Origin of the sequence: Paraburkholderia sp. FT54 (assembly GCF_031585635.1) — a bacterium.
Lineage (GTDB): Bacteria > Pseudomonadota > Gammaproteobacteria > Burkholderiales > Burkholderiaceae > Paraburkholderia.
In genome coordinates this window covers 1,027,541-1,044,410 of the sequence record NZ_CP134196.1, presented here as the reverse complement: position 1 = coordinate 1,044,410, position 16,870 = coordinate 1,027,541, and the positions used below count along the sequence as shown (strand labels likewise).

General features: G+C 61.1%; 13 protein-coding genes. 12 read left to right on the top strand and 1 reads right to left on the bottom strand.

The genetic code is table 11. The features are described 5' to 3' along the window. Window positions 1–96: 96 nt before the first annotated feature. The 11 genes from RI103_RS24175 to RI103_RS24125 all read left to right on the top strand — a co-directional run bounded on the left by RI103_RS24175 (window position 97) and on the right by RI103_RS24125 (window position 13,603). Window positions 97–891 (top strand): gamma-glutamyl-gamma-aminobutyrate hydrolase family protein, encoded by a 795-nt coding sequence (locus RI103_RS24175; protein WP_310818138.1) that lies wholly within the window; start codon window positions 97–99, stop codon window positions 889–891. Between the two features lie 30 nt (window positions 892–921). After that, window positions 922–2,256, top strand: a complete 1,335-nt coding sequence (locus RI103_RS24170) for a glutamine synthetase family protein (RefSeq protein ID WP_310818137.1) — start codon at window positions 922–924, stop codon at window positions 2,254–2,256. Between the two features lie 28 nt (window positions 2,257–2,284). Beyond that, complete coding sequence (locus RI103_RS24165) at window positions 2,285–3,730, top strand: aspartate aminotransferase family protein (RefSeq protein WP_310818136.1); 1,446 nt, start codon at window positions 2,285–2,287, stop codon at window positions 3,728–3,730. Window positions 3,731–3,803: 73 nt separating this feature from the next. Next, on the top strand, window positions 3,804–4,925 hold the full coding sequence (locus tag RI103_RS24160) for a polyamine ABC transporter substrate-binding protein (protein WP_310818134.1): 1,122 nt from the start codon (window positions 3,804–3,806) through the stop codon (window positions 4,923–4,925). 208 nt (window positions 4,926–5,133) lie between these two features. Further along, window positions 5,134–6,297 carry a polyamine ABC transporter ATP-binding protein gene (locus tag RI103_RS24155; protein ID WP_310818132.1) on the top strand — a complete coding sequence of 388 codons (1,164 nt, stop codon included), beginning with the start codon at window positions 5,134–5,136 and terminating at the stop codon, window positions 6,295–6,297. Next, window positions 6,294–7,268 carry an ABC transporter permease subunit gene (locus RI103_RS24150; protein ID WP_310818131.1) on the top strand — a complete coding sequence of 325 codons (975 nt, stop codon included), beginning with the start codon at window positions 6,294–6,296 and terminating at the stop codon, window positions 7,266–7,268. The genes RI103_RS24155 and RI103_RS24150 overlap by 4 nt, the downstream gene beginning before the upstream one ends. After that, a complete protein-coding gene (locus RI103_RS24145) occupies window positions 7,265–8,176 on the top strand; it encodes an ABC transporter permease subunit (protein WP_310818130.1) in 912 nt (303 codons plus the stop codon). The genes RI103_RS24150 and RI103_RS24145 overlap by 4 nt, the downstream gene beginning before the upstream one ends. Window positions 8,177–8,214: 38 nt before the next feature. After that, entirely contained in the window at window positions 8,215–9,792 is a 1,578-nt protein-coding gene (locus tag RI103_RS24140) for a DUF3138 family protein (RefSeq protein WP_310818129.1), read from the top strand. A 72-nt stretch (window positions 9,793–9,864) separates the two neighbouring features. Continuing rightward, window positions 9,865–11,157 carry an FAD-binding oxidoreductase gene (locus RI103_RS24135; protein ID WP_310818127.1) on the top strand — a complete coding sequence of 431 codons (1,293 nt, stop codon included), beginning with the start codon at window positions 9,865–9,867 and terminating at the stop codon, window positions 11,155–11,157. Further along, window positions 11,157–12,479 (top strand): FAD-binding oxidoreductase, encoded by a 1,323-nt coding sequence (locus tag RI103_RS24130; protein ID WP_310818125.1) that lies wholly within the window; start codon window positions 11,157–11,159, stop codon window positions 12,477–12,479. The genes RI103_RS24135 and RI103_RS24130 overlap by 1 nt, the downstream gene beginning before the upstream one ends. A gap of 113 nt (window positions 12,480–12,592) precedes the next feature. Then, window positions 12,593–13,603 (top strand): DUF2891 domain-containing protein, encoded by a 1,011-nt coding sequence (locus RI103_RS24125; RefSeq protein ID WP_310818123.1) that lies wholly within the window; start codon window positions 12,593–12,595, stop codon window positions 13,601–13,603. Window positions 13,604–13,800: 197 nt separating this feature from the next. Here the strand turns inward: RI103_RS24125 and RI103_RS24120 are convergent, their stop codons facing one another. Continuing rightward, the gene (locus RI103_RS24120; RefSeq protein ID WP_310818122.1) at window positions 13,801–14,226 is read right to left on the bottom strand and encodes a PRC-barrel domain-containing protein; all 426 of its coding nucleotides are present in this window, start codon (window positions 14,224–14,226) and stop codon (window positions 13,801–13,803) included. A gap of 233 nt (window positions 14,227–14,459) precedes the next feature. Between RI103_RS24120 and RI103_RS24115 the strand changes: the two genes are divergently transcribed. Then, window positions 14,460–16,835: a DNA polymerase II gene (locus RI103_RS24115; RefSeq protein WP_310818121.1), complete on the top strand. Its 2,376-nt coding sequence runs from the start codon at window positions 14,460–14,462 to the stop codon at window positions 16,833–16,835. The last annotated feature ends 35 nt before the right edge of the window (window positions 16,836–16,870 follow it).

The following is a 16,870-nucleotide window of genomic DNA, read 5'->3' as shown; positions in this document are numbered from 1 at the left end:
TGGCCTCGCGCACGGCGCACGGCTACGGAATCGTGCCGCGCAGTGTTTAACGTTGTTCATGCCGCGTCCCGCGGGGAACACACACGTCTATTCGTCATGCGAAACAAACCTCTGGTCGGCATCAGCGCTGATAGAACGATGATGGGAGTCCACGCGTCGCACGTGGTCGGCGAGAAATACATCGCCGCGATCGTGGACGGTTCACAGGCGCTCGCCATGTTGCTGCCGGCGCTCGGCGAACGTCAGTCCGCCGAAGACGTGCTGGCGACTGTCGACGGCCTGTTGTTTACGGGCAGCTATTCGAACGTCGAGCCGCACCGCTACGGCGGCCATCCCAGTACACCAGGCACGCTGCACGACGCCGCACGCGATGCGACGACGCTGCCGCTGATGCGCGCGGCGATCGCCGCCGGCGTGCCCGTGCTGGCCGTCTGCCGGGGCTTTCAGGAAATGAACGTGGTTTTCGGTGGGACGTTGCATCAAAGCGTTCACGCGGTGGACGGTCTGAACGATCATCGCGAGAACAAGGAAGACGACCTCGACGTGCAATACGCACCGTCGCATTCGATCACGCTGACGCAGGGCGGCTTGTTGCAACGCCTCGCGGGCGGCACGAATGAAGCGCGTGTGAATTCCTTGCACGGTCAGGGCGTCGAGCGGCTGGGCGTGGGCCTCACGGCCGAAGCCACCGCGCCGGACGGACTGATTGAAGCGGTGAGCGTCAACGATGCGCGCGCCTTCGCGCTGGGTGTGCAGTGGCACCCGGAGTGGAAGCATGCCAACGACGCACTATCTACCGCGATCTTTCGGGCGTTCGGCGACGCCTGCCGCGATCGAATGCGCACCAAGGCCGGCTATGGCGCGGCATCCGCCGCTGCCACGCATGCCTGAGCCGGTCGCGCACAAACTGAGAGAATAAACATGCATGACATCGACGATTTTCTGAAGAAGAACCGTGTCACCGAAATCGAAGCGATCATTCCGGATATGGCCGGGATCGCGCGCGGCAAGATCATTCCGCGCAGCAAGTTCGAGTCCGGCGAGTCCATGCGCTTGCCGCAGGCGGTGATGATCCAGACCGTCACAGGAGACTATCCGGAAGACGGCACGCTCACCGGCGTGACCGATCCGGACATGGTGTGCGTGCCCGACGCCAGCACCATCCGCATGATTCCGTGGGCCGTCGATCCTACCGCCCAGGTGATCCACGATTGCGTTCATTTCGACGGCACGCCCGTCGCGATCTCGCCGCGCCGAGTACTGCGCCGCGTGCTCGAACTCTACAAGGCCAAAGGCTGGAAGCCGGTTATCGCGCCCGAGCTGGAGTTCTATCTGGTCGACATGAACAAGGATCCGGACCTGCCGCTGCAACCGCCTATCGGTCGTACAGGTCGACCGGAAACCGGCCGCCAGGCTTACTCGATCGAAGCGGTCAACGAATTCGATCCGCTTTTCGAAGACATCTACGAATACTGCGAGGTCCAGGAACTCGAAGTCGACACGCTGATTCACGAAGTCGGCGCGGCGCAAATGGAAATCAACTTCATGCACGGCGATCCGCTCAAGCTCGCCGACAGCGTGTTCCTCTTCAAACGCACGGTGCGGGAAGCCGCGCTGCGTCACAAGATGTACGCGACTTTCATGGCCAAGCCGATGGAAGGCGAACCAGGCTCGGCGATGCATATGCATCAAAGTCTCGTCGACGAAGAAACCGGGCACAACCTCTTTACGGGCGCGGACGGCAAACCGACCTCGCTGTTCACGGGCTATATCGCCGGTTTGCAAAAGTACACGCCCGCGCTCATGCCGATTTTCGCGCCCTATATCAACTCGTATCGCCGTCTGTCGCGCTTCATGGCCGCACCGATCAACGTGGCATGGGGTTACGACAACCGCACGGTGGGTTTCCGGATTCCCCATTCGGGGCCGGCTGCGCGTCGCATCGAGAACCGTATTCCGGGCGTGGACTGCAATCCGTATCTGGCGATCGCCGCGACGCTCGCCGCGGGCTATCTCGGCATGACGCAGAAACTCGAAGCCACCGAGCCGCTGCTCAGCGATGGTTACGAATTGCCCTACCAGTTGCCGCGCAATCTCGAAGAGGGCCTGACGTTGATGGGCGCGTGCGAGCCGATCGCCGAAGTACTCGGCGAAAAATTCGTCAAAGCCTACCTCGCTCTGAAGGAAACCGAATACGAAGCGTTCTTCCGCGTGATCAGTTCGTGGGAACGCCGGCATTTGCTGCTGCACGTGTAAGGCAAACGCGAAAAAATTGGAGGCAGTAATGAGCTACAGAACAGAAGAAGTCGCTTACGTGCAACCGGCCCAACCGGCCGCGAGCGCACAGGCAGCACAAGCTACGCAGCAACGCACCACCGCCGAATATCGCGCACTGGACGCCGCGCATCACATCCATCCGTTTTCGGATATGGGCTCGCTCAACCGCAGCGGCAGCCGTGTGATCGTCAAGGCGCAAGGCGTGTATCTGTGGGACTCGGAAGGCAACAAGGTAATCGACGGCATGGCCGGCCTGTGGTGCGTGAACGTCGGTTATGGCCGCAAGGAACTGGCCGACGCCGCGTATAAACAGATGCAGGAACTGCCCTACTACAACACCTTCTTCAAGACGACGCACCCGCCGGTGATCGAACTGTCGGCCCTGCTCGCGGAGCTGGCGCCGCAACCGTTCAATCACTTCTTCTACTGCAACAGCGGTTCGGAAGGCAACGACACGGTGCTGCGCATCGTCCATCAATATTGGGCGACGCAAGGCAAGCATTCAAAGAAGTTCGTCATCTCGCGCAAGAACGGCTATCACGGTTCCACGATCGCGGGAGGCACGCTCGGCGGCATGGGCTACATGCACGAACAGATGCCCTCGAAGGTCGAGAACATCGTGCATATTGACCAGCCGTATTTCTTCGGTGAAGCAGAAGGCAATCTGACGCCGGAAGAATTCGCGCTGGCCCGCGCGCAGCAACTGGAAGCGAAGATTCTCGAAATCGGCGCGGACAACGTTGCCGCATTCATCGGTGAGCCTTTCCAGGGAGCGGGCGGCGTAATCTTCCCAGCTTCGACATATTGGCCGGAAATTCAGCGCATTTGCCGCAAGTACGACATTCTGCTCGTCGCCGATGAAGTGATCGGCGGTTTCGCCCGCACTGGCGAATGGTTCGCGCATCAGCACTTCGGTTTCGAGCCGGATCTGATCACGCTGGCCAAGGGCCTGACGAGCGGCTACGTGCCAATGGGCGCGGTCGGCCTGCACGACCGCGTGGCGAAAGCGATCATCGAAAACGGCGACTTCAATCACGGTCTCACTTATTCGGGTCACCCGGTCGCCGCCGCCGTTGCAGTCGCCAACCTGAAGCTGCTGCGCGACGAGAAGATCGTCGAGCGCGTGAAGAACGACACCGGTCCGTACTTCCAGAAGCAGTTGCGCGAGACCTTCGCCAATCACCCGATCATCGGCGAAATCTCCGGTGCGGGGCTGGTGGCCGGCTTACAACTCGCGCAAGACCCGAAGGCGCGCAAGCGTTTCGCCAATGGCGGCGACGTCGGAACGATCTGCCGCGACTTCTGCTTCAACGGCAACCTCATCATGCGCGCTACCGGCGACCGCATGCTGCTGTCGCCGCCGCTCGTGATCAATAAGCTGGAAATCGACGAAATCGTTTCGAAGGCCAAGAAAGCCATCGACGCGACAGCACAACAACTCGGTATTTCGTAACGGCAGTCCGTTCCGGCATGAGCACACCCACAAAACACGCTCATGCCGGTTCTTCACATCAAGGGAAAAAACCATGAGCGTTAGTCATCTTCGTCATGCGGTCGCGGGGGCCGCGCTTCTCGCCTTCACCGGTTTTGCGGCGCTGTCGGTTACGCCGGCCCTTGCGGCCGACACGGAACTGAATGTGTACAACTGGTCGGACTACATCGCGAAGGACACGATTCCGAACTTCGAGAAGCAGGACGGCATCAAGGTCAAATACGACAACTACGACAGCGACGACACCTTGCAAGCCAAACTGCTCGCCGGCAGTTCGGGCTACGACATCGTGGTGCCGACCTCGAATTACATGGCCAAGCAGATTCAGGCCGGCGTGTATCAGAAGCTCGATAAATCGAAGCTGCCGAACCTTGCGAATCTCGACCCCGTATTGATGAAAATGATTGCCGACGCGGACCCGGGTAACCAGTACGGTGTGCCCTGGGCATACGGTACGGACGGCATCGGTTACAACGTGCAGGCCGTGCAAAAAGCGCTCGGCGCCAATGCACCGGTGGATAGCTGGGCACTTGTCTTCGATCCGGCTAATCTCTCCAAGCTGAAAGGCTGCGGCGTCTCGATTCTCGACCAGGCCGTCGATGTGTTCGCCGCCACGCTGCAATACATGCACAAGGATCCGAACAGCACGAACCCCGCCGACTATCAGGCCGCGTTCGACGTGCTGAAGAAAATCCGCCCGTATATCACCCAATTTAATTCGTCCGGCTACATCAACGACCTCGCCAATAACGACGTGTGCGTCGCGCTGGGCTGGTCGGGCGACGTCGGCATTGCGAGCCGCCGTACCGAAGAAGCCAAGCGCTCGTATCAGATCAAGTTCTCGAACGTGAAGGAAGGTGGCCTGCTGTGGTTCGACGTGATGGTGATCCCGAAAGACGCGCCGCATCCTGAAGCCGCGTTGAAGTGGATCAATTACATTTCGGACCCGAAGGTCAACGCCGCGATCACCAACGAAGTGTTCTACCCGACCGCGAACAAGGCCGCGCGCCAGTTCGTGACGCCGGCTGTCGCACAGGACAAGACCGTTTATCCGGGCGATGAAGTGTTGAGCAAGATGACGCTCATGAAGCCGATGCCGACCGACATTCTGCGCCTTGAAAACCGTCTCTGGGCGCAGCTTAAAACCGGCCATTAATCACGCCACGTTGATAAATCGATCCCGCGCTCAGGGATCGCTCGGCCCCTGAGCGCATGAATCGCAGTAACGGTAGTCAGCCTGCGCGCTTATAGCGTCCCACCCGCGCGCAGTCCCATGTTTTCCGATCGCAGCGCACGTTGCGAGACGCTTCCCGCGCCTCGTATGGAGACACTTGCGCCCGCGATCCGCAAGGAACGGTTACATCATGAACTCGACGACCTCAAAAAGCGCAGCCGGCGCCACGCAGATGGCCCGCCCCGCAGTGACGACAAAATCGAAATCGGACGAATTCGTTCGCATTGAAAATGTCGTGAAGAAATTCGGCGACAGCACTGCTGTCGACAACGTCAACCTGAGCATCGCCAAGAACGAATTGTTCGCGCTACTCGGCAGTTCGGGCTGCGGCAAGTCCACACTTTTGCGCATGCTCGCGGGGCTCGAGACGGTGACGTCCGGGCGTATCTTCGTCGACGGCGAAGATCTCGCCGCGATGCCGCCGTACAAGCGGCCGGTCAACATGATGTTCCAGTCGTACGCCCTCTTCCCGCACATGAGCGTGGAGGCGAATATCGCCTTCGGCCTGAAGCAGGAGGGCACGCCGAAGAACGAAATCAAGGAACGCGTGGCCGATGCGCTCAATCTCGTGCAGATGAGCAAATACGCGCAGCGCAAACCGCATCAACTGTCAGGCGGCCAGCAGCAGCGTGTGGCGCTCGCCCGTTCGCTCGTGAAGCGCCCCAAGCTGCTGCTGCTCGACGAGCCGATGTCGGCGCTCGATAAAAAGATCCGCCAGAAGACCCAGCTCGAACTCGTGAACATCATCGAGAAGGTGGACGTGACCTGCGTGATGGTGACGCACGACCAGGAAGAGGCGATGACGATGGCCGGGCGCCTCGCGGTGATGAGCGAAGGCCGCATCGTGCAGATCGGCTCGCCTAGCCAGGTCTATGAGTTTCCGAATAGCCGCTTCTCCGCCGAATTCATCGGCTCGACCAATCTGTTCGAAGGCACGGTGGTCGCGGATGAACCGGACCACATCTTTGTCGAAAGCGAAGACCTCGAATCGCATATCTACGTGAGCCACGGCATTACCGGGCCGCTCGGCATGCCGGTGGGCATCTCGGTGCGTCCGGAACGCATCAAGGTGTCACTCGACAAACCGTCGACGCCGCACAACTGGGCGCGCGGCGTTGTTTCGGATGTCGCGTACATGGGCAGCTATTCGCTCTATCACGTGCGTCTGCCGAGCGGCAAGACCGTCGTGTCGAATCTTTCCAGCTCGCATCTGATGGCCGAAGGTGCGCCCTCCTACAACGACGACGTGTTCGTCTACTGGTCGCCGGCTAGCGGCGTGGTGCTGACGCAATGAGAAATCCCACTACTACCTCTCCCGCGGCGCTCGGCGCGCCGTCTGGCAGCCACCTGCTCGGCTCGCTGAAAAAACGCCTGGCGATCTTCGTGCCGTCAGGCCGCACCACTGTGATCGGCGTGCCGTTCCTTTGGCTCACAGTGTTCTTCGCGTTGCCGTTCGTGCTGGTGCTGAAGATCAGTTTCGCCGATCTGCGTCTCGGCATTCCGCCGTACACGGATCTCGTGACGATCAAGGACGGCATGGTGCATTTCGCCATGCATCTCAGTCACTACGCGTTCCTGCTGCAAGACGATCTGTACGTCGCTACCTATATCAGTTCGCTGAAGATGGCCGCGGTCTCGACCTTCTTCTGCTTGCTGATCGGCTACCCGATTGCGTACTACATCGCGCGTTCGGAGCCGACGAAACGCAACCTGCTGATGATGGGCGTGATGCTGCCGTTCTGGACGTCGTTCCTGATTCGCGTCTACGCATGGATCGGCATTCTGAAAGACGACGGACTGCTCAATCACACGCTGATGGCAATCGGCATGATCCATTCGCCGTTGCGCCTCTACCACACGGATATTGGCGTCTATATCGGCATGGTCTATTCGTACCTGCCCTTCATGGTGATGCCGCTGTACGCGCACCTCGTGAAGATGGATCTGACGCTGCTCGAAGCGGCCTACGACCTCGGCTGCAAACCGTGGACCGCATTCTCACGCATCACGTTGCCGCTGTCGAAGAACGGCATCATCGCCGGCAGTCTGCTGGTGTTCATTCCGGCGGTGGGCGAGTACGTGATTCCCGAACTGCTTGGCGGCGCCGACACGCTGATGATCGGCCGCGTGATGTGGGATGAGTTCTTCAACGATATGGACTGGCCGATGGCATCCGCCGTCACCGTCGCAATGGTGCTACTGCTGCTCGTGCCGATGGCCGTGTTCCAGTACTACCAGGTCAAGGAACTGGAGGGCGCGAAATGATCAAGCCTAATAAGACGCTTTCCAATAGCGTGCTGACATTTGGATTTCTGTTTCTCTACATTCCGATCATCAGCCTGGTGGTGTACTCGTTCAACGAGTCGAAGCTCGTCACGGTGTGGTCCGGCTTTTCGCTCAAATGGTATGGCGCGCTGTTGCAAGACGGCGAGTTGCTGAACGCGGCATGGCTTTCGTTGAAGATCGGTCTGCTGACCGCGTGCGCCTCGGTTGTGATCGGTACGTGGGCCGGTTTCGTGCTCGCGCGCTTCGGACGCTTTCGCGGCTTCACGCTCTTCGCCGGCATGATCAATGCGCCGCTCGTGATTCCTGAGGTGATTCAGGGCATCTCGCTGCTGCTGTTGTTCGTCGCGCTCGAACAGATGCTCGGCTGGCCGAAGGGCCGCGGCCTCTTCACGATCTGGATCGGTCACGTGATGCTGTGCGTGTCGTATGTCGCGATCATCGTGCAATCGCGCGTGAAGGAGCTCAACAAGTCACTCGAAGAAGCCGCGCTCGATCTCGGCGCCACGCCGTTCAAGGTGTTCTTCCTGATCACGCTGCCGCTGATCTCACAGGCGTTGATGTCGGGCTGGCTGCTGTCGTTCACGCTGTCCTTCGATGACCTCGTGCTCTCCGCGTTCCTGTCCGGCCCCGGCTCGACCACGCTGCCGCTCGTTGTGTTCTCGCGTGTACGCCTCGGCCTGAATCCGGAAATGAATGCGCTCGCCACGATCTTCATCACCACGGTGACGATCGGCGTGATCGCCGTGAACCGCTGGATGCAGTTGCGCGAACGCAAGCGCAACCGCGACATGCAAATGGCTTTCGCGCTCGCCGAAGCCACTGACCCCTTGCCCGCCGCACCACAACAAGCCGTCGTACGAAAGTCGCTCGATACGGCACGCGCATAAGAAGTCCTTTTTGCAAAACGACCATAAGGAGAATTTGAATGAGAAAGAAGCTTATCTGTCTGTTGGTGGCGGGGAGTTTGCCTGGCATAGCCATGGCGGACACCACCAGCGACCAGATCAAGGCGCTTCAGGCCCAACTCAATGCGCTGCAAAAGGAGGTCAAGCAGTTGCGGGCAGAAGTCGCCACCAAGCCGAAGGCGGCGGCCACAGCGAATGCGGCGACTGCGGCCCCTGCCCCGGTGGTGGTGGCCGCGCCGGTGGATATCTCGTCGCCTGAATACGGCAAGGCTCAGGCGACGCTGACCAACGACGACGTGACGGCGATGAAGCAACAGATCGCCAATCAGCAGTTGAAGGTCGATTCGCTGGAAGACGCGGCGCAGACGGGGCCGATCGCCGGTTTGTCGGTGACAGGTTATATCGACCCGACCTATATTTATAACCGTGCGCAGAGCAGCTCGTCGTTCCTGTTCGCGAACCACGAAAGCAGTTACACCTACTTCAACAGCACGTTCGGCGATCTGTATCTCGACATCAAGAAGACCTTTGGTGTCGGCCCGATGGCGCCGTCGGCCGAAATCACCTTGATGCCGAACCGCGGCAACGGCATTACGCTGCTGCAGAACTCGCACGGCGATATCGGCAACAACATCCTGAACACGGCGGTGGTCAATGTGCCGTTGACGGCGACCACGACACTCGTGGCCGGTTTGATTCCGAGCTTCGGTGGCTACGAAGTGCAGCAGTCGAATCAGATGCTCACGCTTACGCACAACCTGCTGTACGACTTCTCCGATCCGGGCAGCTATGTCGGGATCGGCGCGAACTACACGGCCGGCAGCTGGGCGTGGAAGTTCTTCCTCGGCAACGAGCAGTACCGCACGTATGGCGCGACGACACAGATCGGCACCAACGCCCTCGGCGATCCGATCACGACCAGCAACAAGATTCCGACCTTCACCGCACGTACCGACTACACGTGGTCGAGCGCCCTGGATATCGGCGGCTCGTTCAATATCGGCCGTCAAACCTTGCCTAGCTCGATCGACGCGAACGGCATGGTCAGCTACGGCGTAGGCGGCCAGGCGCCGAGCTCGGGCGGCACCTTCTTCTTCACCGAAGCCGACCTGACCTACACGCTCGCCGACGTGCAGTACAACGCAGAACTCGACTACGGTCAGCAGCAGAATGCCGCGTTCAATGGCGGCCAGGCACAATGGTACGGCCTGTCGCTGCTCGCGCACCGCAAGTTCAATCTGCCGGTGGTGGGCCGCATGGGCGCGACCGTCCGTTATGACTTGCTGGTCGACAGCAAGAACGGCGGCGGCGGTGGTGGCATCGCGTTGAACGGCAACGGCATGGACACGGCCAACGGCTTCGGTATTGGCGCGGACTGTCTCGCCAATTCGCAGGCGAACGGTGGCCTCGGTTTCGAATGCAAGGGCGCAACCCGCCAGGACGTTTCGCTCGACCTGCTGTTCTATCCGACCCAGCAGATCACGGTCAAGGTGGAATACCGCCACGACTGGGCCAACAAGCAGGTGTTCCTGAAGAACGACGGCTCGTATGGCAAGTCCAACGACCTGATCGCGACACAGTTCATCTACTCGTTCTAATCCGACCTGCCCGCGCGTGGCCTTGCTGTCGAAAAAGGCCACGCGCGCAGGCTCATTCCGCATGCTCTGCCTATGCTCCGATTCTCGAACCAGCCTCACGTCGCCTCGTACTATGCCGCCACCGCCAACGACACCACTCGCCATCCCCCGCTCGACGAAACCATCAGCGTGGATGTTTGCGTGATCGGCGCCGGACTGACCGGCATTTCCACTGCGCTCAATCTTGCGGAACGCGGCTATTCGGTCGCGGTGCTCGAAGCATCGAAAGTCGGCTGGGCGGCGAGCGGACGCAACGGCGGCCAGTTGATCGGCGGCTTTGCGTGCGATATCGATACGTTCGCGAAGCACATGCCCGCGGACGACGTAAAGCGTGTTTGGAACATGGGGATCGAAACCCTCGACATCGTCAAGGAACGCGTCGCGAAGCATCAGATCGATTGCGATCTGACCATCGGCTATCTGACCGCGGCGAATAAACCGCGCGATACCGACGCGTTGCAAAAATGGCGTGACGAAGCGCAACGGCGCTTCGGCTACGACCGCTTCAGCTACGTCGACGCCGACGGCATCTGCAACTATGTTCAATCGCAGCGCTACCTTGGCGGCCTGTTCGACGCCGACAGCGGCCACCTGCATCCGTTGAATTACACGCTGGGGTTGGCGCGCGCGGCACGCGAGGGCGGCGTGCGGATTTTCGAAGACAGTTGCGTCACGACCTTGCGTGAGGAAAACGGCCGACATGTCGCCGAAACCGCGCGCGGCCAGGTGCAGGCGCGATTCGTCGCGCTCGCCTGCAACACCTATCTCGGCCAGCTCGCGCCGGATGTCGCGAACAAGATCATGCCGGTCGGCACCTATGTGATCGCCACCGAACCGCTCGACCCCGATCGCGCTGAAGCACTGATGCCCGCCAGGGCCGCCGTGTGCGACAGCCGCTTCGTGCTCGACTACTTCCGGCCCGCGCCCGATAACCGCCTGCTGTGGGGCGGCAAGGTGAGTTATTCGACGTTCGCGCCACGCAATCTCGGCGAAGCGATGCGCCGCGATATGCTGAAAACTTTCCCGCAACTCGACGACGTCAAAATCGACTATGCGTGGGGCGGTTTCGTCGATATCACCATGAACCGCGCGCCGCATTTCGGCCGGCTCTCGCCGACCGTGTATTTCGCGCAAGGCTTCTCGGGCCACGGCGTGAATACCACCGGTCTCGCGGGTAAACTGATCGCCGAGGCGATCGACGGCCAGGCGTCGCGCTTCGATCTGTTCGGCAAGATTCGTCACCGCGATTTTCCGGGCGGCGCTACACTGCGCACCCCTGCCCTCGTACTCGCAATGGCCTGGTATCGAATGAAGGACCTGCTTTGATGAATGCTCCGACTCCCGGCTTCAACCTACTCGACCGGCGTGCCGATGCGCTGATCGCCAACTCCTACTATGAAGCGAGCGCCGCCTGTCCGCTCGCTGACGACCCCGCGCTCGACGGCTCGGTGCAAGCCGACGTGTGCGTGATCGGCGCGGGCTTCTCTGGCTTGTCGGTGGCGCTGGAGTGCCGGGCGCGCGGCTTGTCGGTGGTCGTGCTCGACGCGCATCGCACGGGCTGGGGCGCGTCGGGCCGCAATGGCGGCCAGACACTCGTGGGTTTCGCGAAAGACGAGATCATGGAGCGCCAGCTCGGTCTCGACGGCGCGCGCGCCGCGTGGGCGATGTCGGTGGAAGGCGTGGCGCTGGTGCGCGAGCGGATCGAACGCTATGGCATCGACTGCGATTTCACGTCCGGCTATCTGACGGTCGCGACCAAACCCAAACGCGTGCCCGATTTGCGTTCGTGGATGGAATCGGCTTCGCAACGCTGGGGTTACACGAAACTCTCGTGGCTCGATACCGACGAGGTCCGTTCACGGATCGCTTCGAAACGCTATCTGGCCGGAGTTTATGATCCGTTTTCCGGGCATCTGCATCCGCTCAAGTACTGTCTCGGTCTCGCTGACGCCGCTCGCCGCGAAGGCGCGCAACTGTTCGCGCATTCACCGGTGATCGAGGTCGTGCGGGGGGCGCGCCCTGTCGTGCGAACCGCTCGCGGCGAAGTGCGTTGCCGTTTCGTCGCGGCATGCGGCAACGCCACGCTCGGCGACGTGCTGCCCGCGCCGGTGGCCGCGCGTATCGCGCCGATCGCGTCGTATATCGTCGCCACGGAACCGCTCGGCAAGGAACGCGCGGATGCGCTGATCAAGGGGCGCGAGGCGATTTGCGACAACAACTTCTTCCTCGACTACTTCCGTTTGTCCGCAGACCATCGCGTGCTGTTCGGCGGGCGGGCGAGTTCGACCGGCGCTTCACCGGTGCAACTCGGCGAAGAGATTCGCCAGCGCATGATCGGCGTGTTCCCGCAACTCGGCGATGTGAGAATCGACTATGCGTGGGGCGGTTTTGTCGACGTGACGCGTAATCGCGCGCCTGATTTCGGCTCGATCGATCCGAATTACTTTTATGTGCAGGGGTTTTCGGGGCATGGCGTGGCGTTGACCGGTATTGCCGGGCGCGTGGTTGCCAAAGCAATGGCGGGTGAGACGGCGGCCTTCGATCTGTTCGCGCAATTGCGGCATGCGCGCTTTCCAGGTGGGCCGGCATTACGCGGGCCGGCGCTCGAACTCGGGATGATGTATCACCGGATCCTGGAGTTGTTTTAGGTGTCGTCGGGGCAGAGGTGGCGCAATCAGGTCGCAACGCCACCGCTTTACTATTGTTGATCCTCACCAGCATACTGTCATACTTATTCGTATGCCGCTTTGAGGAACCGCCGATGACTATTCAACTCACCCGCGAATTCGCATCGAAATTCGCCAATCTCGCGCTCGCCCATCTCACGCGCGAATACCCGAACAAGCTGACGCATTCGCTCGCGGGCCCGCAAGACGTGCAGGGCCCGCGCGCGCTGCACCCGATTTTTTACGGCAGCTACGACTGGCATTCATGCGTGCACGGCTACTGGTTGATCCTGCATCTGCTCGAGCGCTTTCCCGATCTACCTGAAGCGGCGCGCATCGTCGCGGTGGTCGACGAGCATTTCACCGCGGCGAATGTGGCCGGCGAAATTGCCTATCTCGAACTGCCGCACAACCGTGGTTTCGAGCGCCCGTATGGTTGGGCCTGGCTGCTCGCGCTCAGCGCGCAACTCAATTCGTTGAAGCTCTCCGACGCCGCGCGCTGGTCGAAAACCTTCGCGCCGCTCACCAAGGTGTTCGTCGAATGCTTCGAGGAATTTCTGCCGAAAGCGACCTACCCGCTGCGCGTGGGCACGCACTTCAACATGGCCTTCGCGTTGGCGCTGACGCTGGATTTCGCGCGGCAAACATCGCGTGAATCGCTGGAAGCACTGGTCGTGAACACCGCGGAACGCTGGTTTGTGAACGACGTAGCGTGTCAGGCATGGGAGCCTGCCGGCGACGAATTCCTCTCGCCTTCGCTCATGGAGGCGGAACTCATGCGCCGCGTGTTGCCGCCCGCGCAATTCGTCGACTGGTTCGGCCGCTTTCTGCCGGACCTCGGCACGAAAAAGCCCGCTACGCTGTTCGAGCCCGTCACCGTGACGGATCGCAGCGACGGCAAGATCGCTCATCTCGACGGCCTGAATCTCAGCCGCGCATGGTGCCAACGTTCGCTGGCGCGCGCACTGCCGGCAGGCGATATTCGCCGGGCGATATTGTTCGATGCAGCCGAGCGGCATCTGCAAAGCGCGCTGCCACACGTGGCTGGCGACTATATGGGCGAGCACTGGCTGGGTACATTCGCCGCGCTCGCATTGGAAGCCTAATAAAAGGCCTGATTCAAGGCTTCGATTCGAATTCGACTCAGCAGCATGATCCGCTGAAAATACAAAAGCGGCGCCGCACGCGCGAAACGGTTTCTCCCACCCACCGATTCGCGCCGCGAGCGCCGCTTGTCTATAACCGCCTTCAATCCAGAGCCGCTTCCCGCGACTCAGCCAGCGACCGTGCCGGCTTGCCGCATTTATTGCCCCGTCAGCTTTTTAGGCTTCGGCGGCGTTTGAACCTTGTTGTACTGGAACTCGGGCGTCGCCTTCAGCGCGGCCTTGGTGGCGCCGGCAAGATAGAAATTCCCCTGGCGGATGTCCAGCGCTGCGATGGGCACCGCCACGTCGTGCGACGCCACGCCCAGAAAACCGCCCGCGGAGACGATTGCCGCGGACAGCGAGCCGTCCGTCGCGATGACCAGATCGCGGACCGTGCCGATTTTCTCGTTCTGGTCGTTGTACACCGACTTGCCGAGAATGCTCTTCTTCACACTCCAGCCGCTCAGCAGCGCATTCGACTGCTCGACCGTGACGCTCAGCGGTTGCGTGCCGGCGACTTGCGCCTGCGCACCGAGGCTGGTTGCAGCTACTGCGACGACAACAACGAGTTTGCCCAATCTCATATCGTTCACTCCGCTTTTAGTAGACTTGACCGGTGCATGGCCGGCGCCGAAAGGAATCGCTGCCCCACGATCATACAGACTGCGCGACGCTGATGCATCCAGCGTGCCGGAAGGCTGTGCGCATGCGGCTGCCGCAGCGAGTCCGAGCGATGTACTCGGGGATCGCGTCGCGACGCGAAGCGCATGGCGGTAAAATCCCGCAAGGCGATCACGCCCGTTTTAGAGGTGGAAGTTTGACCGAGCTTGAACAGGGTTTCATTTTGACCCGACATTGGCGCGACACGCCGGCCGGCACGGAAGTCGATTTCTGGCTGGCAACGGACGGCGGGCCTCGTCACGTCCGCCTGCGCCCTCAGCCATCGGTGGCGTTCGTTCCCGCCGAACATCGCGAGCGAGCCGAAACGATCCTGCGCCGCGAGGCGCCGCTCGATCTGCGTCCACTCGATCTGTGCGACTTTCGGCATCGGCCGGTCATGGGACTTTACTGCCCGCAGTACCGGCAATTGACGGGTTTCGAGAAACGCCTGAAGCAAGGCGGCGTCGACGTGTACGAAGCCGATATCTTTCCGCCCGAGCGCTACATGATGGAGCGCTTCATCACAGCACCGGTGTGGTTCAGCGGCGATACGCAGAGTAACGGCAACAGCGGCCCGCTCCTGAACAGCGAACTCAAACCGGCCACCAGCTATCGCCCGCCCTTGAAGCTGGTTTCGCTCGATATCGAAACCAGCGCTCACGCCGAGTTGTATTCCATCGCGCTGGAAGGTTGCGGACAGCGCCAGGTATATATGCTGGGGCCGCCCAACGGCGACGCGAGCATGCTCGACTTCGACCTCGAATACTGTGAAACCCGCGCGCAGTTGCTGGAAAAACTGAACGTGTGGCTGGAGCGGCACGATCCCGATGCGATCATCGGCTGGAATCTGGTGCAGTTCGATCTGCGCGTGCTGCAGCAGCATGCCGAACAATATCGCATACCGTTGCGGCTCGGCCGTGGCGGCGCGGTAATGGAATGGCGCGAGCATGGACTCAAACAGAACCATTTCTTTGCCGGCGCCGCGGGACGGTTGATCATCGACGGCATCGAGGCGCTGCGTTCCGCGACGTGGAGTTTTCCTTCGTTCAGTCTCGAACATGTCTCGCGCACGGTGCTGGGCGAGGGCAAGGCGATCGACAATCCGTATCAGCGCATGGATGAAATCCAACGCCGCTTCGATGAAGACAAGCCCGCGCTCGCGCGGTACAACCTCAAAGACTGCGAGCTGGTCACGCGCATCTTCGCCAGAACGGAGTTGCTGCCGTTCCTGTTGGAGCGCGCGAGCGTGACCGGTTTGCCGGCGGATCGCAGCGGCGGATCGGTGGCGGCGTTCACGCATCTGTACATGCCGCGCATGCATCGGCACGGCTACGTCGCGCCCAATCTCGGCGACGTGGCCGGCGCCGCGAGCCCCGGCGGTTTCGTGATGGATTCGCGCCCCGGCCTCTACGATTCCGTGCTCGTGTTGGACTACAAGAGCCTGTATCCGTCCATCATCCGAACCTTTCTGATTGACCCGGTCGGCCTCGTCGAAGGCATGCTGAATCCCGCCGACGATCAATCAGTGCCGGGCTTTCTCGGCGCGCGCTTCTCGCGCACGCGGCATTGTCTGCCGTCAATCGTCGGGCAAGTCTGGCAAGGCCGTGAAACGGCCAAACGCGAGAACAACAAGCCGCTTTCGCAGGCCTTGAAGATCATCATGAACGCCTTTTACGGCGTACTCGGATCGACCGGTTGCCGCTTCTTCGATCCACGTCTCGCGTCGTCGATCACCATGCGCGGCCACGAAATCATGCATGCCACGCGCGAACTGATTCAGGGCGAAGGCTACGAAGTCATTTACGGCGACACGGATTCGACCTTCGTGTGGCTCAAACACGCGCACAGCGAGGAAGACGCGAGCCGCATCGGCCGCGCGCTGGTCGAGCATATCAACGCGTGGTGGCGGCAGAATCTGCAGGCGCGATTCGGGCTCGACAGCGCGCTCGAATTGCAATTCGAACGGCACTATCGGCGCTTCTTCATGCCGACGATTCGCGGCGCCGAGGAAGGCAGCAAGAAGCGCTATGCCGGCCTCACCGTTTTGCAGGACGGCAGCGAAGACATCGTCTACAAGGGACTCGAAACGGTACGCACGGACTGGACGCCGCTCGCTCAGCAGTTCCAGCAGGAACTGTATCGGCGCATCTTCACGCAGCAACCGTATCAGGATTACGTGCGCGACTATGTGCGCGACACGCTCGCAGGCAAGCTCGACGATCAGCTCGTGTACCGCAAGCGCCTGCGCCGGCCGCTCGGCGAGTACGAGCGCAACGTGCCGCCGCACGTGCGCGCGGCACGTGTGGCGGACGAGTTCAATCGGCGGCAAGGGCGCCCGCTGCAATACCAGAACGGCGGCTGGATCAGCTATGTGATGACGGTTGCCGGACCCGAGCCGCTGGAAACGCTACGCTCCGCAATCGATTACGAACACTATCTGACGCGGCAATTGCAGCCCGTCGCCGACGCTATCCTGCCGCTGTTGCGCGATGATTTCACAACCTTGATGTCAGGCCAGAAGCAGTTGTTCTGAGGCGGTGCTGGCATCGCGCGTAAATAAAAAGCGCG